Below are 18,417 nucleotides of genomic sequence, written 5' to 3'. Positions count from 1 at the left end.
TTATGTTATAAACGGCTTAAAGGATAAAAAAGGGGCAGGTAATGATGAGCGAACATCTCCGCAGGGCAGAAGCAACATTTCTGGAGCAGTACAGCGACTGGCTGCAGATGGTGCAGGAAAGTATGGTACAGGTGACAGGCTTTTACCGGGAAGGGTTTGAAGAAAACGGAGACCGGCTGCTCGACAGCACGACCAGGGAGTCCTCGCTGTTTTCCTCGCAGACAGTGACGATGGCGTATCTGTTTGGACAGGAGGAAGAATGGAAGCAGGATCTTGAAGCTTTCGAGCAGGCAACGGAAGAAGTGCGGGGCCTGATAGATGCAGAAGCGATGAGCAGCGCCGAAAAGATGCGATACGTTGCTTCGGTATATATGCCGGTGCTTGAACGCTGGAAGCTGCGGGTGACAGCACTCGCGCGTAAATAAACAGGCAGGGAGCCGGCTCCCTGCCTGTTTATTTATTCGTCGCTGCCCTGTTCGGAAAGAGGCGGCAGCCCCAGCCTCTGTTCAAGCGTCGGCAGAGAGCCGTGATCAATAATCCAATTCGCCGGCTGGCGGTCCGGATACATGAGCTCGGAAATACTCTGGCCTTCAATCTGGCTGAACCGTTCACCTTCCTCCCACTCCTGCAGATTTTCAAAGTTCAGCTCTTCCGCCGTAGCGATGACGTTGGAAGGAGCACTGATTGTCTGCTCATTGTTTACCTCATCATAGGCGAACGTGAGGGACTGAGTGGAGGAAGCAGTCTGCGGAGTCTGACTGTTATTCATGGCAATTTTAAAATCTGCCTGAATGCTTTTAGTCTGCATCGAGTCCTTATCGATAATAATAGTGTAGACAGTATCTTCCAGGCTCCCGGCAAACAGCATGTCGTCAATTAAGTTGTCAAAATCTTCATTGGTGAAACCAACCGTGCTCTTCACGAGCTCACGCATTTGATCGGAACGCCCTCGCGCCTCGATCACATATTCCGACTCCTGTTCGTCCATTTGAAAATCTGTAGCGTAAGCTTCGATCAGCTCCAGCACAGCCGATGGTTCGCCGATGGACTGACTTGAAGCACTCAAATCACCGGTGAATTCATCCGGATACTTGATCCATTCTTCCTCTGCAGAATCATACGTAAAAAAGCCTTCGGCCGTCAGGTAGCGCTCGATTTCCTTGGGCTCCTGCTCGGTCGTCTGCAGTGTCGAAGACTCATGATAGGCGAACGGATCGGTACCGACTTCCACATGGGAGGTGAGCTCATTGGTAACCGGCTCTTCCTGGGCCGGGCCGATGGTCTGGTTCATGTTTATATTAATAGAATAACGGTCTAATTCCTGCATATATTCAATACTTTCAGAAAGAACCTCATCAGAAGCCGGTTCCTCATCTGAAGCTTGATTTTCCGTGGGATCTGGTTCATTGTCAATGGATGAACATCCTATCGGAAGGACGAGACTTAAAGAAACGAGAAGTACGCCAAAAGACTTCCTCATGGAACCTCCGACCTCCATCTAAAATTCATTTTACATATTTTTTAAGAATACCACACTTTTACACAAAAAAGAATAAGACCTCGTTCACGGTTGTCTTCCACCGCTTTCCAGAGAGGGTGGAACAGATATGGACTGTGTAGTGGAAAGTGTCCTCGGGAACAGGAGACCATAAGAAAGAAACCCGGCGGATGCCGGGCTTCTGGTGCCCGGGACGGCCGCTTAGACAAGGGGAGCGGCGCCTGGACGGACAGAACAGTGTGGGAGGTTGCTGCTGTCAGAGGTATAAGGGGAAATATGTAGAAGAGTAAGCAGCCGAAGTGCTGCTGCCTGGTACTATCATATGTTCCGGAGCACCGGAATACAAGGGGAGACGAGCTTTTAGGCTTTATTTTGAAATAGGGGCTCCTGCTCGTGTCCTATTCTAAAATAGGGAGCGTCTGATTTATAAATGAGCAGAATAATAATTGAGAATTGCGGGTATAGAACGAACGATGCACATTCCGCATGAAAGGGAGTAATAATGGTATGTTTGGAAAAATATATATTAACGGTGAATGGAAACAGGCAGACGAAGGAACCATTGATGTTGTGAATCCGGCAAACGGAGAAGTAGTGGGAGAGACGGCTAACGCAGGCGAAGCGGAAACAAAGGAAGCAATTAATGCCGCCCACGAGGCGTTTGATTCCTGGTCGAAGACGACGGCGTACGAACGGGCAGACATTCTCCGCAAGATTCACACCCTCATGATGGAGCGCCAGGATGAACTCGGCGAGCTGCTGACAAAGGAAATGGGTAAACCACTTGCGGAGGCAAAAGGCGAAGTAGCCTATGCAGCCTCCTTTATTGAATGGTACGCAGACGAAGCAAAACGGGTATACGGGGAGACCATTCCATCCGGTTCGGAAAACAAGCGGCTGATGGTGATTCACCAGCCAGTCGGCGTTGTCGGCGCGATTACCCCGTGGAATTTTCCGCAGGCAATGATCACCCGTAAAGTAGGACCAGCTCTTGCTGCAGGCTGCACGATCGTGCTGAAGCCAGCAAAGAATACGCCGCTGTCCGCCGTTCGTTTCGTGGAAATATGTGAAGAAGCGGGCGTACCAAAAGGCGTTATCAACCTGGTTACCGGCCAGAGCTCGTCGGCGATTGGCAATGAACTGATGTCGAACGAAAAAGTCCGTAAGGTTACATTTACCGGCTCCACCGAAGTCGGAAGCAATTTGATGGAGCAGGGCGCCCAGGATATTAAAAAGCTGTCGCTTGAACTCGGCGGCCATGCGCCTGCACTCGTCCTTGACGATGCAGACATCGAAAAAGCGGTCAATGGCGTCGTGGCCTCAAAATTCCGTGCGTCCGGACAGACATGCATCTGCGTCAACCGTGTGTATGCCGATGAAAAGGTATACGAAGAGTTTGTCGGAAAATTTGCGGAGGCATGCAAGGACCTGAAGGTCGGCGACGGTATGGACGAAAACGTGAAGGTCGGCCCGCTGATTGATAAAGACGCATACGACAAAGTTGAACGTCACGTGCAGGATGCCGTCGATAAAGGCGCAAAAGTTGTAACCGGCGGCAACGGTTATGAAAAGGACGGCGGCTATTACTTTGAACCGACCGTGCTCCGTGACGTCAACCATGACATGATTATCATGCACGAAGAAACGTTCGGTCCGGTGGCACCGGTGCAGAAAATCACCAGTGATGAAGAAGGTGTCAAGCTCGCGAACACGACGCCGTTCGGTCTTGCTTCGTACTTCTTTACCGAAAACATGTCCCGGGGCATGAAAATTGCCGAAGGACTCGAATACGGTATTGTCGGCTGGAACGACGGTGGCCCTTCGGCCGCCCAGGCGCCGTTTGGCGGCTGGAAGCAGAGCGGTATCGGACGCGAGGGCGGACGTCAGGGCATTATGCCGTTTCTTGAAACCAAATATATTTCAATGGGATTATAATAGAAATACAGACTGCGCCGGAACGATCCGGCGCAGCTTTTTTATGTGAAATTTTTGGTTGAGCCAGCGCTTACATTTAAAAGGGTTTTATCTGTTTCATAAGTCCTGAGACCCTTTTGTTATGCCACATTCTTTTCACTTTTTAAAAAAATTTTGTTGTTTGAAAAGGATTCTGCAAAAGGAATATAGAAAGTAGACACATAACGATAAGGAGGGGTTCACTTGATGAACTTTAACATTCGCGGGGAAAACTTAGAGGTGACTCCAGCTCTTCGAGGTTACGTAGAAAAGAAAGTGAGCAAGCTTGAACGTTACTTTGATACAACCCCTGTGGCGGACGTCCATGTAAATATGGAAGTTCAAAACAGTGAGAAAATTTTAGAAGTGACCATCCCTATGCCGCAGCTGCTGCTCCGCGCAGAAGAAACGCATACGGATATGTATGCGGCGATCGACCTTGCGACGGACAAGCTCGAACGGCAGATTCGAAAATATAAAACAAAAGTAAATCGCAAGTTCCGCCAAAACGGCAAAACATCGGAAGTATTTAAAACCAATATTGAAGAATTAAATGAGGAAATTGCCAATGGCGGGGTGAAAGAAGCTCCGTTAACGGATGAAGTGACAGAGGAAGATGACGGCCTTGAAATCGTCCGGACCAAACGGTTTAATTTAAAGCCGATGGATACGGAAGAAGCAATCCTTCAGATGGACATGCTCGGCCACAACTTTTTCGTCTTTGCTAACTCTGTCAGCGGTGACACATCAGTCGTATACAAACGCCGCGACGGGCGCTACGGCCTGATTGAGCCGGAAGAATAATTATGTGAATCAACAAGCCCTGTGCGGGTAATGCGCAGGGCTTGTTTTAGTTTTTCCGGGAGTACGGGTACTCGTTGTAACAATAGCGGAATACTGTTAAAATGTACGGTGATGCTTAGAAATACAACGATCCATTTATATATGTAAAACGACAGATAAATTAGGCTTCGAGCCCTTACTATCAATTAAAACAACTATGCGCGTCAATCGTATTTCGGCTAGATGGTACGAAAGAGAGGACGATGATTAAACCATGAGAGGTTTATTGAAGAAAGTCATTGGAGATACAAACCAAAAATATGTAAAAAAACTGGAGAAAAAAGCGGAAAAAATAGAGGCTTTTTATGAAGACATCCAGGCTTTGAGCGATGAAGACCTTGCCCGTAAGACAGAAGAGTTTAAAGAACGCTATCAGCAGGGTGAAAAGCTTGAACAGCTATTGCCGGAAGCCTATGCGGTTGTAGCAGAAGCATCGACACGTGTGCTGGGAATGACTCCCTTCCGCGTACAGCTGATGGGTGCCATCGTATTAAACGACGGCGATATCGCGGAAATGAAAACCGGGGAAGGGAAAACCCTGGTCGCAACCATGCCGGTCTACTTAAACGCCATTACCGGCAAAGGCGTGCACGTTGTTACCGTCAACGACTATCTGGCCAAGCGTGACAGCGAGACTTTAGGAGAGCTTTACCAGTTCCTCGGATTGACCGTCGGCCTGAATTTAAAAGATATGAGTAAAGAAGCGAAGCGGGAAGCATATCTGGCTGACATTACGTACGGGACCAATAATGAATTTGGCTTTGATTACCTGCGGGACAATATGGTTCTGTACAAGGAACAAATGGTGCAGCGCCCGCTTCATTTTGCCCTCGTCGACGAAGTTGACTCGATTTTGATCGATGAAGCGAGAACGCCGCTGATCATTTCAGGCTCGGTGGAGCAGTCGACCAAGCTTTACGCTGCGGCTAATGTATTTGTGAGCCGGCTGAAGGAAGAGCGGGACTACACGATCGATGAAAAAACCAAAACGGTGCTTTTGACCGATGAAGGCGTTACCCGGGCGGAAAAAGCGTTTCAGATAGAGAATTTATACGATCAGCAGCACGTGCAGCTGCTGCACCATATCAATCAGGGATTAAAAGCCCATGTAACGATGCACCGCGACGAGGACTATGTGGTGCAGGACGGAAAAGTAGTCATCGTGGACCAGTTTACCGGACGTTTGATGGCTGGCCGCCGGTACAGTGAAGGCCTGCATCAGGCCATTGAAGCGAAGGAGGGCATGCGGGTGCAGAAGGAAAGCATGACCCTCGCTTCAATTACGTTCCAGAACTACTTCCGGATGTACCAGAAGCTTGGCGGTATGACCGGTACGGCAAAAACAGAGGAAGAGGAATTCCGCAATATATACGGCACGGATGTCGTGTCGATTCCTACCAACAAACCGGTCGTCCGTGAAGATAAATCCGATTTGATTTTTAAAACCCGGGAAGCGAAATTCCGTGCAGCTGCCGACAGGATTGCTGAGTTGTACGAAACAGGCCAGCCTGTGCTCGTCGGTACAGTTAACGTTGATACGTCCGAGTTGATCTCCCGGTACTTGAAAAAGAAAAACGTTCCTCACAACATCCTGAACGCAAAAAACCACGAAAACGAAGCGAAAATCATTGAAAATGCCGGGCAGCGCGGGGCTGTCACTATTGCAACCAACATGGCCGGCCGTGGTACCGACATCAAGCTCGGAGACGATGTTCCGGATCTTGGCGGACTATTTGTAATCGGTACCGAACGGCATGAAAGCCGCCGTATCGACAATCAGCTCCGCGGGCGTGCCGGACGTCAGGGAGACCCAGGTGCTTCCCAGTTTTACCTATCCATGGAAGATGAACTGATGCGCCGGTTTGGCTCTGATAATATGAGCAGTATGATGGAGCGCCTCGGAATGAGTGAAGATCAGCCGATCGAAAGCAAGCTGGTTACCCGCGCGGTGGAACAGTCGCAAAAGCGGGTGGAAGGCGCCAACTATGACTCCCGGAAGCAGATCCTGCAGTACGACGATGTGATGCGCGAGCAGCGTGATATTATTTACGCCCAGCGGATGGAAGTGCTCGAGTCGGACAATCTGCGTGACATCGTGCTCCGTATGCTGGATTCTACAGTGAAAAATATTGTTGCAGCCTACACGCCGGTGGAGCAGGTGCCGGAGGACTGGGACCTGGAAGGCATGCTTCATTACCTGAACACAACCGTTCTGAATGAAGGTGATTTGACAGAGCAGGACGTTAAAGGTCTTGAACAGGAAGAAGTTATCGAAAAGGTATGGGAAACAGCAAAAGGGAACTACGAAGCAAAGGAGCAGGAATTTGACGAAGAGTCCATGCGTGAATTCGAAAAAGTGCTGCTCCTCCGGTCGGTGGACCGGAAGTGGATGAACCATATCGATCAGATGGACCAGCTCCGCCAGGGCATTCACCTGCGGGCTTACGGCCAGAATGATCCGCTTCGGGAATACAAATTCGAAGGCTTTAATATGTTTGAAGACATGATTGCCTCCATTGAGGAAGAAGTAGCGACGTACGTAATCAAATCGGAAGTGAACGAAGAGAACCTGCAGCGCCAGGAAGTCGCTAAAGGAAAAGCAGTGCGGCAGGACGAACAGGAAGCAGAAGAAGAGCAGCCGAAAAACAAAAAGAAATCAGCGCCGGCAAATGGTAACCGGAAAATGCCGGTGCCGAACAAGAGGTAATAAGAAACGAAAAACGGGAGGGACAAGCCCCGAAGTGCTTAGCTTCGGGCTTTTTCCTTGCCACCTACATTCAGAAAGGGGATTTCTTACATGGATATGGCAGAAATTCGAAACGAACTTGAAAATATGGCTAAGCGATTAGCGGACTTCAGGGGGTCTCTTTGACTTCGATGCCAAGCGGGAGCGCATAAGCGAACTCGAAGAAAAGATGACCCACCCCGGCTTCTGGGACGACCAGGACGCCTCCAAAAAAGTTATTGATGAAAACAATGCGTTAAAGGATATTACCGAAGGCTATCGCGAGCTCGAAGAACAGCACGAAAATCTCGAGGTGTCCTATGAGCTTGTAAAGGAAGAAGACGACGAAGATTTAAAAGAAGAGCTCGAATCAGGCACAAAGCAGCTGAAAAAAGACATTAACGATTTTGAACTGCAGATGCTCCTCAGCGAGCCGTACGATAAAAACAACGCCATTCTGGAGCTGCATCCCGGCGCCGGCGGTACCGAATCCCAGGACTGGGCGTCCATGCTGCTCCGGATGTATACCCGCTGGGCAGAAAAGAAAAATTATACGGTGGAAACCCTGGATTATCTTCCCGGGGACGAAGCCGGCCTGAAAAGCGTCACTATGATGATTAAGGGATACAATGCCTACGGCTTCCTGAAAGCAGAAAAGGGCGTGCACCGGCTCGTGCGGATCTCCCCGTTTGACTCCTCCGGGCGCCGGCATACCTCCTTTGTCTCCTGCGAAGTCATGCCGGAAATGGAAGACTCCGTAGAAGTGGAAGTGCGGACGGAGGATTTGAGAATCGATACGTACCGTGCGAGCGGTGCCGGCGGTCAGCACGTAAACACAACGGACTCCGCCGTGCGGATCACCCACCTGCCGACAAACATCATCGTCACCTGCCAAAACGAGCGGTCCCAGCTGAAAAACCGGGATCAGGCGATGAAAATGCTGCGGGCGAAGCTGTATCAGCGCCAGATTGAAGAACGCCAGCAGGAAATGGATGAAATCCGCGGAGAACAGAAAGAAATTGGCTGGGGAAGCCAGATCCGTTCTTACGTGTTCCATCCGTACAACATGGTGAAAGATCACCGCACAAATGTTGAGATGGGCAACACGCAGTCAGTGATGGACGGCAATCTTGACCCGTTCATCGATGAGTACCTGCGTGCAAGCATGAAGGTATAGCAAAGGGCAAAATCAGCAGCCTGCGTTCGCGCAGGCTCTTTTTACGTCAAACCAAAAGGAGGAAGTGTAATGGTAAATCGAAGAAGAAAACCAATGTCAAAAACAGCGTTGAAATGGGTCAATGGGTTTCAGATTTTTGCCGGAACAGCCGTTGTGGCTATTTCCTATAACGCTTTTTTACTGCCGAACTCGATCGCATCCGGAGGGGTAAGTGGTTTTGCGACTCTGCTGGAGGCTTCGCTGGACGTAGAACCGGCTGTAACGATAGGAATCACCAACGTTCTCCTTTTCATTCTCGGTCTCCTGCTTCTTGGTGGACTCCAGTACGGGGCAAAAACAATAATTGGGACGCTGTTTTTGCCCTTTATTGTTTATTTCACGAGGAACTGGGACATCGGTATCGATGACCCGCTGCTTGGTGCGTTGTTTGGCGGAATCGGAGTGGGCTTTGGTCTTGGACTGGTGTTTCGAGCGAGTGCTTCGACTGGAGGCACGGATCTTTTAGCTCAAATTATTCATAAATACGCCGGGGGGACGCTCGGTACCTCAGTCTTTATTATGGACGGGCTGATCGTTACGGGCTCGGCGTTCATATTTGGCCTGGAGTTCGCACTGTATGCCCTTATTTCGTTGTTTGTTACCGGAAGAACTATTGATGTCGTGCAGACCGGTCTGGGCTATGCCAAGGTGGCTTTTGTGATTACAAAGCACGAAGAAACGGTGCGCAAATCTATTTTAAAAGAAGTGGACCGCGGAGTAACCAAACTCGAAGGACGCGGAGGCTTTACTAATGATGCACGTCCGGTGCTGATGTGCGTCGTCAACCGTGGGGAGGTTACCCGGCTGAAGCGCGTGATCCAGCTGCAGGACCCCGAGGCCTTTGTGGTTGTGAGCAACGCTTCAGAAGTGCTTGGACAGGGATTTGAGAATCAAGGCAACTCTGTGTAAAAAAGCGGAAGCACCAACATTGTGTTTCAGAACCATAGAAGTTCATGCTACACTAAAGAAAAGCGCAGAGCGTTGGTAGTAAGGAAGTTCGGTGGTGAAAGTTATATTTCACCACCGAACTGACCCGCTTCGCAGGCCCAGGGACGGCTCGTCGTTTTCGATTCGGAGGAACAGCTCGTGCAGCTGCTTCCTCTTTCGTATAGTCTATGATTTGGTTATGACTTTAATAAAGCTGGAGTGAAATAGATGAAGAAAAACATCAAAGTGACGGCAGCAATTCTGGTCACAGCAGCGGCAGCCGGGACTGGAGGCGCGGCCGTAGGTGCTTCTGTCTGGGGAGGAGAGTCGGGGACATCCTCGCCCGCACTGTCCGAATCCGGTTCGGACAGCGGAACGGAAAACGTGTCAGAAGAAGACTTAAATAAAATCAGTTCTGTATATGATCTGATCGACTCCGAATACATGACAGAAGTGGATGACGATGCGCTGGTGCAGGGGGCTATCGAAGGAATGATCGGAGAACTCGATGATCCTCACTCCAGCTACATGAGTGAAAGCACAGCACAGGAATTCACGCAGTCACTGGAGTCGTCCTTCGAAGGCATTGGAGCTGAAGTAAATAAATCCGGGGACGCGGTAACTATCGTTTCTCCAATCGATGATTCTCCAGCAGAAGCCGCCGGGCTTCAGCCAAATGATGATATTTTGGAAATTAACGGAGAAAGCACAGAAAACCTGGAACTCAATGAAGCAGTCCTGAAAATCCGCGGAGAAAAAGGAACGAACGTGAACCTCACCGTACAGCGGGGAAGCGGGGAGCCTTTTAATGTTGAAGTGGAGCGCGATGAAATTCCGATCGAAACCGTAGAAGGCGAAGTGATTGAGCAGGACGGGGAAAGCATCGGTTATCTGAACTTATCGTCATTTTCTGAAAATACAGCCAATGAATTCGAAACCCAGCTCGAGCAGGTGGAGAGTGAAAACATTGACGGACTGGTAATTGATGTCCGTGGCAATCCGGGCGGATATTTGAACGCGGTGGAAGACATCGGCAGCATGATTATTCCGGGCGGAGAGCCGGTAGTCGAGATTGAAGACCGGGAAGGCAAGATTTCAGAGGTGACCTCATCCTTAGAGGAAAACAAAGACTACCCGGTGGTCGGCGTGATTGATCAGGGAAGCGTTTCTGCCTCTGAAATTCTGGCAGCTGCAATGAAAGAGTCCGGAAGCTTTGAGCTGGTAGGAGAGAGCACCTACGGCAAAGGAACGGTCCAGCAGGTAATGGAACTGGATGATGGAAGTGATGTGAAGCTCTCTGTTTCCAAATGGCTGACACCGGATGGAAACTGGATCAATGAAGAAGGCGTGGAGCCGACCATTGAGCAGGAGCAGCCCGACTATTTCCAAGCCTCTATTTTGTCCATTGATGAAGCTCTGGAGCCGGATACGACTGGAGAAAATATTGCGACTGCGCAAACCCTTTTAAAAGGAGCCGGCTTCGATCCGGGACGTGAAGACGGGTACTACAGCGAAGAAACCGAAGCGGCGGTACAGGATTTTCAGGAGGAACAGGAAGGTCTGGAAGCCACCGGCACGCTGACGCCGGAAACAGCAGAGGCGCTGAATGATTTTGTGCTTGAAAATGTCCAGAACCGGGACAATGATAAGCAGCTGCAGCGTGCGCTTGATACAGTCATAGAACAATAAATGAAAGCTGGATGATACCGGTGGCCGGGTTCTGCCCGGCCCAAAGAAAAGGGGGAAATAGTGGATGCAGGAAATAATCGGTGAAATTGGTCCTGCGTTAGCGTGGTTTTTTCTGAACCCGCTAACTTACATAGCAGTAGCAGCCATGCTTATGGTTGGTTATATTCGGGTGAAAAGAGAACGTAAAATGTTTCAGGCAAAAATGTATCCAATGCTGATGGAATTGACGATGAGTGTTATTCCGGCGGTCGTAATCGCTGCTTTTGTCTCGGTCGTCGCCATTGTTACGGGCATCTCACTGCCTCTGGGAGCAGTTCTGCTTGCAATAGTGATCAGTGCGCTGCTGGCAGTATCAGGTCTGCACCGCTGGCTGACCGCCCTGCACGTGTGGGGGACGTCATTTTTAGCTGCTCTGGCACTTGATGCTGCCGGGGTTGCGGTGCCGTTTTTCTCTGACGCAGCCTGGCTCGGAAACGGCTTTGATGCTTTTTCTCTGATGGTCTGGCTCGCAGTGCTCACGCTTGCGGAAGGAATACTGATTGTCTGGAACGGGACAAAGTTCTTTTCTCCGATACGGACAGTCAGTCGCCGCGGTAAGCCGATTGGAGGCCAGATCACGCACCGTCTATGGATGCTCCCGGTATTTCTGTTTATCCCGGGTAGCGCTGTTGAGGCAGGAGGCTGGTGGCCGCTGCTTCCGGGCGGAACCGCTTTTTCCCTTCTTTTGCTGCCGGCAGTGATCGGCATACGGATGAAAACCTTCGACCGTCTGGCAGCGGTGCAGGTGCGTTCGGCCGGATGGTGGGTTGTACGAATCGCTGTCCTTACCGGCGCCGGTGCAGCACTTGCTTATTTTTACAGCGGATGGGTTATTCCGGTAATTACGGCTGTCCTGATTTTGCTGCGGGAATGGGTAACCATTGCTGCCGGCAGTTCAGCTAAAAGCAATTTTCTTTATACGCTCCGTGGAGACGGAATATCCGTGCTCGCTGTGCTCCCGGAGTCTCCGGCAGACCGCATGCATATTAAAGCAGGCGAGGTTATCCGGCGGGTGAACAGCGAAAAAGTATATGATGAAGCGAGCCTTTACCGGGCGGTGCAGAAAAATTCCGCCTATTGCCGGCTGGATGTGGAGGATATTAACGGAGAGCTCCGCCAGGCACAGGCGGCGCTTTACAGTAATCAGCACCATCAGCTTGGGATATTGATGATTAATAAAGAACGAACAGCACCGGAAAGCATGCATACGGCCCAGTAAAACAGAACCCCCCTGCCGGGTTCTGTTTTTTTATGGTATAGGAGGGGTGTCGTTTTCTTTGCAATTGCCGGGGAGTGGAGTACAATAATAATAGCGAATATACGTTCGTTTTTATGTTGTTTCTTTCCAATCTTCATGTGGTATAGTAAATAGACATATGACCGGAACGCAGACAGGAAGTGAGGGACTAATATGAACGAAACATTTGAACTGGCGAGTAAATATAACCCCGCGGGCGACCAGCCGCAGGCGATTGAAAAGCTGGTTCAAGGGTTGAGCGACGGCAAAAGATACCAGACACTGCTTGGAGCGACAGGGACCGGCAAAACGTTCACCGTTTCCAACGTGTTAACAGAAGTGAACCGGCCGACGCTTGTCATGGCGCACAATAAGACACTGGCCGGGCAGTTATATAATGAATTTAAAGAGATGTTTCCAAACAATGCGGTGGAATATTTTGTGAGCTATTACGACTACTATCAGCCGGAGGCCTACGTACCGCAGACGGACCAATTTATTGAAAAAGACGCGAGTATTAACGATGAAATTGATAAACTAAGGCACTCGGCGACGAGCGCCTTATTTGAGCGGGAGGACGTTATTATCGTCGCCAGTGTTTCCTGCATTTACGGCCTCGGTTCTCCGGAGGAATACCGGGACCTGGTGCTTTCGCTCCGGACCGGCATGGAGATTGAACGGGACCAGATTCTTCGGAAGCTCGTAGACATTCAATACGAACGTAACGACATTAATTTCGTGCGCGGGACGTTTCGCGTGCGCGGCGATGTCGTTGAAATCTTTCCGGCTTCAAGAGACGAGCACTGCATTCGTGTTGAAATGTTTGGCGATGAAATCGACCGTATCACTGAAGTGGACGCTCTGACCGGCGAGGTTATCGGTGAACGCTCGCATACTGCAATTTTCCCCGCATCCCACTTTGTGACAAGGGAAGAAAAAATGCAGCGTGCCATTAAAAATATTCAGCAGGAGCTTCAGGAGCAGCTCGAAAAGTTTCGGGCGAATGGCCGGGAGCTTGAGGCGCAGCGGCTCGAACAGCGGACTAATTACGACCTTGAAATGATGCAGGAGATGGGTTTTTGCTCCGGCATCGAGAACTATTCGAGGCATTTGACCTTCCGGAACCGCGGGGATGCGCCGTATACATTGATTGACTATTTTCCGGATGATTTTTTACTCGTGGTGGATGAGTCCCACGTTACGCTTCCACAGGTGCGCGGTATGTACAACGGGGACCAGGCAAGAAAGCAGGTGCTCGTGGATCACGGCTTCCGTCTTCCGTCTGCGATGGACAACCGTCCGCTGAAATTTGATGAATTTGAAGAGCGGATTAATCAGGCGATGTTCATTTCCGCAACGCCGGGGCCGTATGAGCTTGAACACGCACCGGAAGTTATCGAACAGATTATCCGGCCGACAGGTCTGCTTGACCCTACCGTGGAAGTAAAGCCGATTGAAGGACAGATCGATGACCTGATCGGCGAAATTCATGAACGCCGGGAGCAAAACGAGCGGGTGCTCGTAACGACGCTCACCAAGAAAATGGCGGAGGATCTGACCAACTATTTAAAAGAGCTCGGCATCCGGGTGAAGTATCTGCACTCGGATATTAAAACGCTCGAGAGGATCGATATTATCCGCCAGCTTCGCCTCGGCCAGTTTGATGTTCTGGTCGGCATTAACCTTCTCCGTGAAGGGCTCGATATTCCGGAAGTGTCGCTGATAGGTATTCTGGATGCGGACAAGGAAGGCTTTCTGCGCGCGGAACGCTCCCTTATCCAGACGATGGGCCGTGCTGCCCGGAACGACCGCGGGCATGTTATTATGTACGCAGACAAAATCACGCGGTCGATGGATGTGGCGATCAGTGAAACGAACCGTCGCCGCGAGATCCAGATAGCGCATAACGAAAAATACGGCATTACACCAAAAACGATCCAGAAAGAAATCCCTGCCCTGATCCAGGCAACGGTCAGCTCAGAGGATTCATCCGATATTGATAAACCGGCTCTCGATAAAATGAGCAAGTCGGAGCGGAAAAAAGTGATCGACCAAATGGAAGACGAAATGAAACAGGCGGCCAAAGATCTGCAGTTTGAACGCGCAGCGGAACTGCGCGATATGGTATTAGAACTTAAAGCGGAAGGATGACCAACGAATGGCAGCAGATAACATTAAGATTCAGGGGGCGAGGTCCCACAATTTAAAAGATATTGACGTGACAATTCCGAGGGACCAGCTGGTCGTCATGACTGGATTATCCGGCTCCGGGAAATCTTCGCTTGCCTTCGATACAATCTATGCTGAAGGGCAGCGCCGGTATGTCGAATCGTTGTCCGCATATGCCCGCCAGTTTTTAGGGCAGATGGAAAAGCCGGACGTTGATTCCATTGAAGGACTGTCCCCGGCAATATCGATTGACCAGAAAACGACGAGCAAGAACCCGCGCTCCACAGTCGGCACTGTGACGGAAATTTATGACTACCTGCGGCTTTTATTTGCGCGGGTTGGTACGCCTTACTGTCCGTACCACCATGTGCCGATCACCTCCCAGACCATTTCCCAGATGGTCGATCAGATGATGGCTTATGCCGAACGGACGAAAATGCAGATTCTCGCTCCGGTTATTGCGGGCAGAAAGGGAGAGCATGTGAAGGTGATGGATCAGCTGAAGCAAAAAGGGCTGGTGCGTATTCGTGTGGACGGAGAAATGCGCGACGTCGGAGAAGAAATCAAGCTCGAAAAAAATAAAAAGCACGATATTGAAGCCGTGGTGGACCGCGTTGTCATTAAAGACGGGGTGGAGTCCAGGCTCGCAGACTCATTGGAAACGGCCCTCGAACTCGGGGAGGGGAAGGTGCTGATTGATGTTGTCGGTGAAAAGGAAATGCGGTTTAACCAGCATCACTCCTGCCCGGAATGCGGATTTTCGATCGGAGAGCTCGAGCCGAGAATGTTTTCCTTTAACAGTCCATACGGCGCCTGCCCGACATGTGACGGTCTTGGCAGCAAGCTCGAAGTGGACAGCGACCTTGTAGTTCCGGATCCGGACCGGACGCTCCGGGAGCATGCCATCGCTGTATGGGAGCCGATCAGCTCCCAGTATTACCCGCAGCTGCTCCGCTCGGCCTGCGATCACTTTAATATTGATATGGACACGCCATTTAAAGATCTTTCGGCAGAGCATAAGGAAATACTGCTCGAAGGCAACGGCCAGCAGAAAATAACCTTCCGTCATAAAAATGAACGCGGCCAGGTCCGGGAGCGCCAGATTTATTTTGAAGGGGTGCTCAACAACGTTTCCCGCCGCTATCGTGAGAGCGGATCGGATTTCACCCGTGAGCAGATGCAGCAGTATATGAGCAACAAGCAGTGCCCGACGTGTAAAGGCCACCGCCTGAGCCTTGAGGCGCGTTCTGTGCTGCTTGGAAATATTCACGTCGGAGAGCTGACGGACCTTTCCATACAGCAGGCGTATACGTATGTCGAAAACATCGATCTAACGGAAAAAGAAATGGAGATCGCCCGTTTGATTCTGCGTGAAATCAATGAACGGCTCGGCTTTCTCATTAATGTTGGTCTCGATTATTTAACCCTGAGCCGTTCTGCTGGCACGCTGTCAGGCGGCGAAGCGCAGCGCATCCGGCTGGCTACCCAGATCGGTTCGGCGCTGATGGGTGTCCTCTACGTTCTCGACGAGCCGTCGATCGGCCTTCACCAGCGGGACAACAACCGGCTGATACAGACGCTGCAGAACATGCGAGATCTTGGAAACACGCTGATTGTCGTTGAACATGACGAGGACACCATGCTTGCTGCCGACCATATCATTGACATCGGACCCGGGGCCGGCCGCCACGGCGGTCACATTATCGCAGAGGGCACACCGGAGGAATTGAAGGAAAACGACGCCTCCCTGACCGGTCAGTATTTAGCGGGAAAACGATTTATTCCGCTTCCGGGAGAACGGCGTAAGCCCTCCGACCGCTGGCTGAAGGTAAAAGGAGCGGTCGAAAACAATTTGAAGCGTACGAATGCGGATATTCCGCTTGGCCTGCTGAGTGCGATTACCGGTGTCTCAGGCTCCGGAAAAAGTACGCTGATCAACGATATTTTATACAAGGTGCTTTCGCAGAAGCTTCACCGCGGTAAACAGAAGCCGGGAGCACACAAAAGCGTGGAAGGTATCGATCAGCTTGAAAAAGTGATTGATATCGATCAGTCGCCGATCGGCCGGACGCCGCGTTCAAACCCTGCGACCTACACGGGGGTATTTGATAATATCCGCGAGGTATTCGCGATGACCAATGAAGCGAAAATCCGCGGCTACCAGAAGGGACGCTTCAGCTTCAACGTCCGGGGCGGACGCTGTGAAGCGTGTAAAGGCGACGGTATTATCAAAATAGAAATGCATTTTCTTCCGGATATTTATGTCACCTGTGAAGAGTGCGGCGGTCAGCGCTACAACCGTGAAACGCTCGAAATCAAATACAAAGGCAAAAACATTGCTGATGTACTTGAAATGACTGTGGAAGAAGCAGTGGACTTCTTTGAAAATATTCCAAAAATCCGGCGCAAAATCCAAACGTTATATGACGTTGGTTTAGGGTATATAAAACTAGGACAGCAGGCAACGACACTTTCAGGCGGGGAAGCCCAGCGTGTAAAGCTTGCTTCCCAGCTGCACCGCCGTTCCACGGGCAAATCCCTTTATATCCTCGACGAGCCGACGACCGGTCTCCATGTGGATGATATCGACCGGCTCCTGAAGGTGCTCCAGCGGCTCGTGGATAATGGCGATACTGTTTTAATCATCGAGCACAATCTCGACGTCATTAAAACAGTGGATCACATCATTGATCTCGGTCCGGAAGGCGGAGCAGGCGGAGGCAAAATTGTGGCTACCGGCACGCCGGAAAAAGTAGCGGAGTCAAAGGCTTCCTATACAGGTTATTATTTAAAGCCCGTACTTGAAAGAGAGCGGGAGCGCATGGCCAGGCAATGGGAAGCATCGGAGCAGGCTGCCCATACCCCTTCATCATAGAAGAATCGACTGAAACGGATACCACTGTTCTTCGTATGTAATAGGAAGCAGAAGGCTAAAAAGTCCATGTACCGGTTCTGATATATTACCTAAGGAGGAACATGAAATGGATGAAGAACGTCAGCGAATACTGAAAATGATGGAAGACGGTATTATTTCTCTTGAAGAAGGAGAACGACTGCTCCGGGCCAAAGGATCAGGCGCATCGTCCGGTCCCCAGGCAGACAGCAAGGAACAAGGGGAAGGCGGCTCCTCCGAATCCCGGAGAAGCGGCGCCTACCGGACAGATAAGAAAGCAGCCGGCAGCCAGAAAAGAAAAAGCAAGGACGACCCGTTTGCGATGCTCTCCGGCTTTTTTGATCATGCGCTTGACCGCGTCAAACGGTTTGACCTCGACTTTAATTTCGGCCCAGCCGTAGACTTCCAGCATACGTTTGAACATGATGAGAGTGACATTCGCTCGCTCGATATGTTTATTCAAAACGGAAGCCTTATCTGTCAGAAGTGGGAGGGCAGCACCATCCGTGTTGCCTGCCAGGTAAAAGCCTATACCGAGGAAAGTGAAGACGCAGCCCGCCGTGAGTTCATCGAAGGAACTGATTTTGACTCCCGGAGCGGGAAGATCCGCTTTGCTTCAAGGTCCGGCAACTATAAAGTCCAGGCGGTCGTTTATGTGCCGGAAAAATCGATGGACAAAATGGATGTATCAACGTTTAACGGAGACATCCGGATCGACGGAGTTCAGACAGATAATCTGTACGTCAAAGCAAGCAACGGGGCAATTACAGTGCTGCATGCTTCTGCCGGCTATCTGGCAGTGGAGACAGCCAACGGGTCAGTGGAGCTGAAAGAAGGTAAAATCGGCAGCGCCGACGTCAAAACATGGAACGGTTCGATTCAGTACGACGGATCGCTTTCAGATATTGAAGCAGAGGCGCTGAACGGGGCGATTACGGCCCAATACACGTCCCTGAGTGAGAGGAGCCGGGCGCTTCTTTCCACTACAACGGGGAGCATCAAGGTGATTACGCCGCGGGATATCCGGACGGAGGGCGTACTCCGCACAAACGTCGGGAACTACAAGTGCCTGCTCGACAACATCGAAGTGAAAGAAGAAAAAAGCGAATTCATGCAAAAGTATTATCAGTTTGTATCCAATCCGGATTCGACTCCAACGCTTAGACTGGAGGCTTCGGCAAAAACTGGTGCCATAACCGTGCAGGATCATGAATAAAAAACTGAAAGG

12 protein-coding genes are annotated in these 18,417 nt (G+C 50.6%); 11 read left to right on the top strand and 1 reads right to left on the bottom strand.

Annotation, left to right across the window (positions count from 1 at the left end; all coding sequences use genetic code 11):
- Positions 1–41: 41 nt before the first annotated feature.
- Positions 42–425, top strand: a complete 384-nt coding sequence (locus ACTRXI_RS12835; RefSeq protein ID WP_474263091.1) for a DUF8042 domain-containing protein — start codon at positions 42–44, stop codon at positions 423–425.
- A 32-nt stretch (positions 426–457) separates the two neighbouring features.
- On the opposite strand, the gene ACTRXI_RS12830 is transcribed toward ACTRXI_RS12835, so the two are convergent.
- A complete protein-coding gene (locus ACTRXI_RS12830; protein WP_474263089.1) occupies positions 458–1,480 on the bottom strand; it encodes a DUF6612 family protein in 1,023 nt (340 codons plus the stop codon).
- 525 nt (positions 1,481–2,005) lie between these two features.
- Between ACTRXI_RS12830 and ACTRXI_RS12825 the strand changes: the two genes are divergently transcribed.
- From ACTRXI_RS12825 to ACTRXI_RS12780, 10 genes are all read left to right on the top strand, one after another.
- Positions 2,006–3,433 carry an NAD-dependent succinate-semialdehyde dehydrogenase gene (locus ACTRXI_RS12825; protein ID WP_474263087.1) on the top strand — a complete coding sequence of 476 codons (1,428 nt, stop codon included), beginning with the start codon at positions 2,006–2,008 and terminating at the stop codon, positions 3,431–3,433.
- Between the two features lie 225 nt (positions 3,434–3,658).
- Entirely contained in the window at positions 3,659–4,255 is a 597-nt protein-coding gene (gene hpf / locus ACTRXI_RS12820) for a ribosome hibernation-promoting factor, HPF/YfiA family (protein WP_474263085.1), read from the top strand.
- A gap of 253 nt (positions 4,256–4,508) precedes the next feature.
- Positions 4,509–7,001, top strand: a complete 2,493-nt coding sequence (secA, locus tag ACTRXI_RS12815; protein WP_474263083.1) for a preprotein translocase subunit SecA — start codon at positions 4,509–4,511, stop codon at positions 6,999–7,001.
- 90 nt (positions 7,002–7,091) lie between these two features.
- Positions 7,092–8,196, top strand: a protein-coding gene (prfB, locus tag ACTRXI_RS12810) for a peptide chain release factor 2 (protein ID WP_462866311.1) whose coding sequence is annotated in 2 segments (ribosomal slippage) — positions 7,092–7,163 and positions 7,165–8,196 — 1,104 coding nt in all. Because the reading frame shifts where the segments join, the coding sequence is not laid out codon by codon here.
- Positions 8,197–8,265: 69 nt separating this feature from the next.
- Positions 8,266–9,144, top strand: a complete 879-nt coding sequence (locus ACTRXI_RS12805; RefSeq protein WP_474263081.1) for a YitT family protein — start codon at positions 8,266–8,268, stop codon at positions 9,142–9,144.
- A gap of 246 nt (positions 9,145–9,390) precedes the next feature.
- Positions 9,391–10,851, top strand: coding sequence for a S41 family peptidase (locus ACTRXI_RS12800; protein ID WP_474263079.1), 1,461 nt, complete (start codon positions 9,391–9,393; stop codon positions 10,849–10,851).
- 64 nt (positions 10,852–10,915) lie between these two features.
- Positions 10,916–12,109 carry a hypothetical protein gene (locus ACTRXI_RS12795; protein ID WP_474263077.1) on the top strand — a complete coding sequence of 398 codons (1,194 nt, stop codon included), beginning with the start codon at positions 10,916–10,918 and terminating at the stop codon, positions 12,107–12,109.
- Between the two features lie 192 nt (positions 12,110–12,301).
- Positions 12,302–14,278 (top strand): excinuclease ABC subunit UvrB, encoded by a 1,977-nt coding sequence (gene uvrB / locus ACTRXI_RS12790; RefSeq protein WP_474263075.1) that lies wholly within the window; start codon positions 12,302–12,304, stop codon positions 14,276–14,278.
- Positions 14,279–14,285: 7 nt separating this feature from the next.
- A complete protein-coding gene (uvrA, locus tag ACTRXI_RS12785) occupies positions 14,286–17,171 on the top strand; it encodes an excinuclease ABC subunit UvrA (protein ID WP_474263073.1) in 2,886 nt (961 codons plus the stop codon).
- A gap of 106 nt (positions 17,172–17,277) precedes the next feature.
- A complete protein-coding gene (locus ACTRXI_RS12780) occupies positions 17,278–18,405 on the top strand; it encodes a DUF4097 family beta strand repeat-containing protein (RefSeq protein WP_474263071.1) in 1,128 nt (375 codons plus the stop codon).
- The last annotated feature ends 12 nt before the right edge of the window (positions 18,406–18,417 follow it).

This window comes from Marinococcus sp. LNHM4E3-1, from assembly GCF_056034405.1.
Note: the sequence above shows the minus strand (reverse complement) of the source record. Positions and strands in the feature narration are given on the sequence as shown.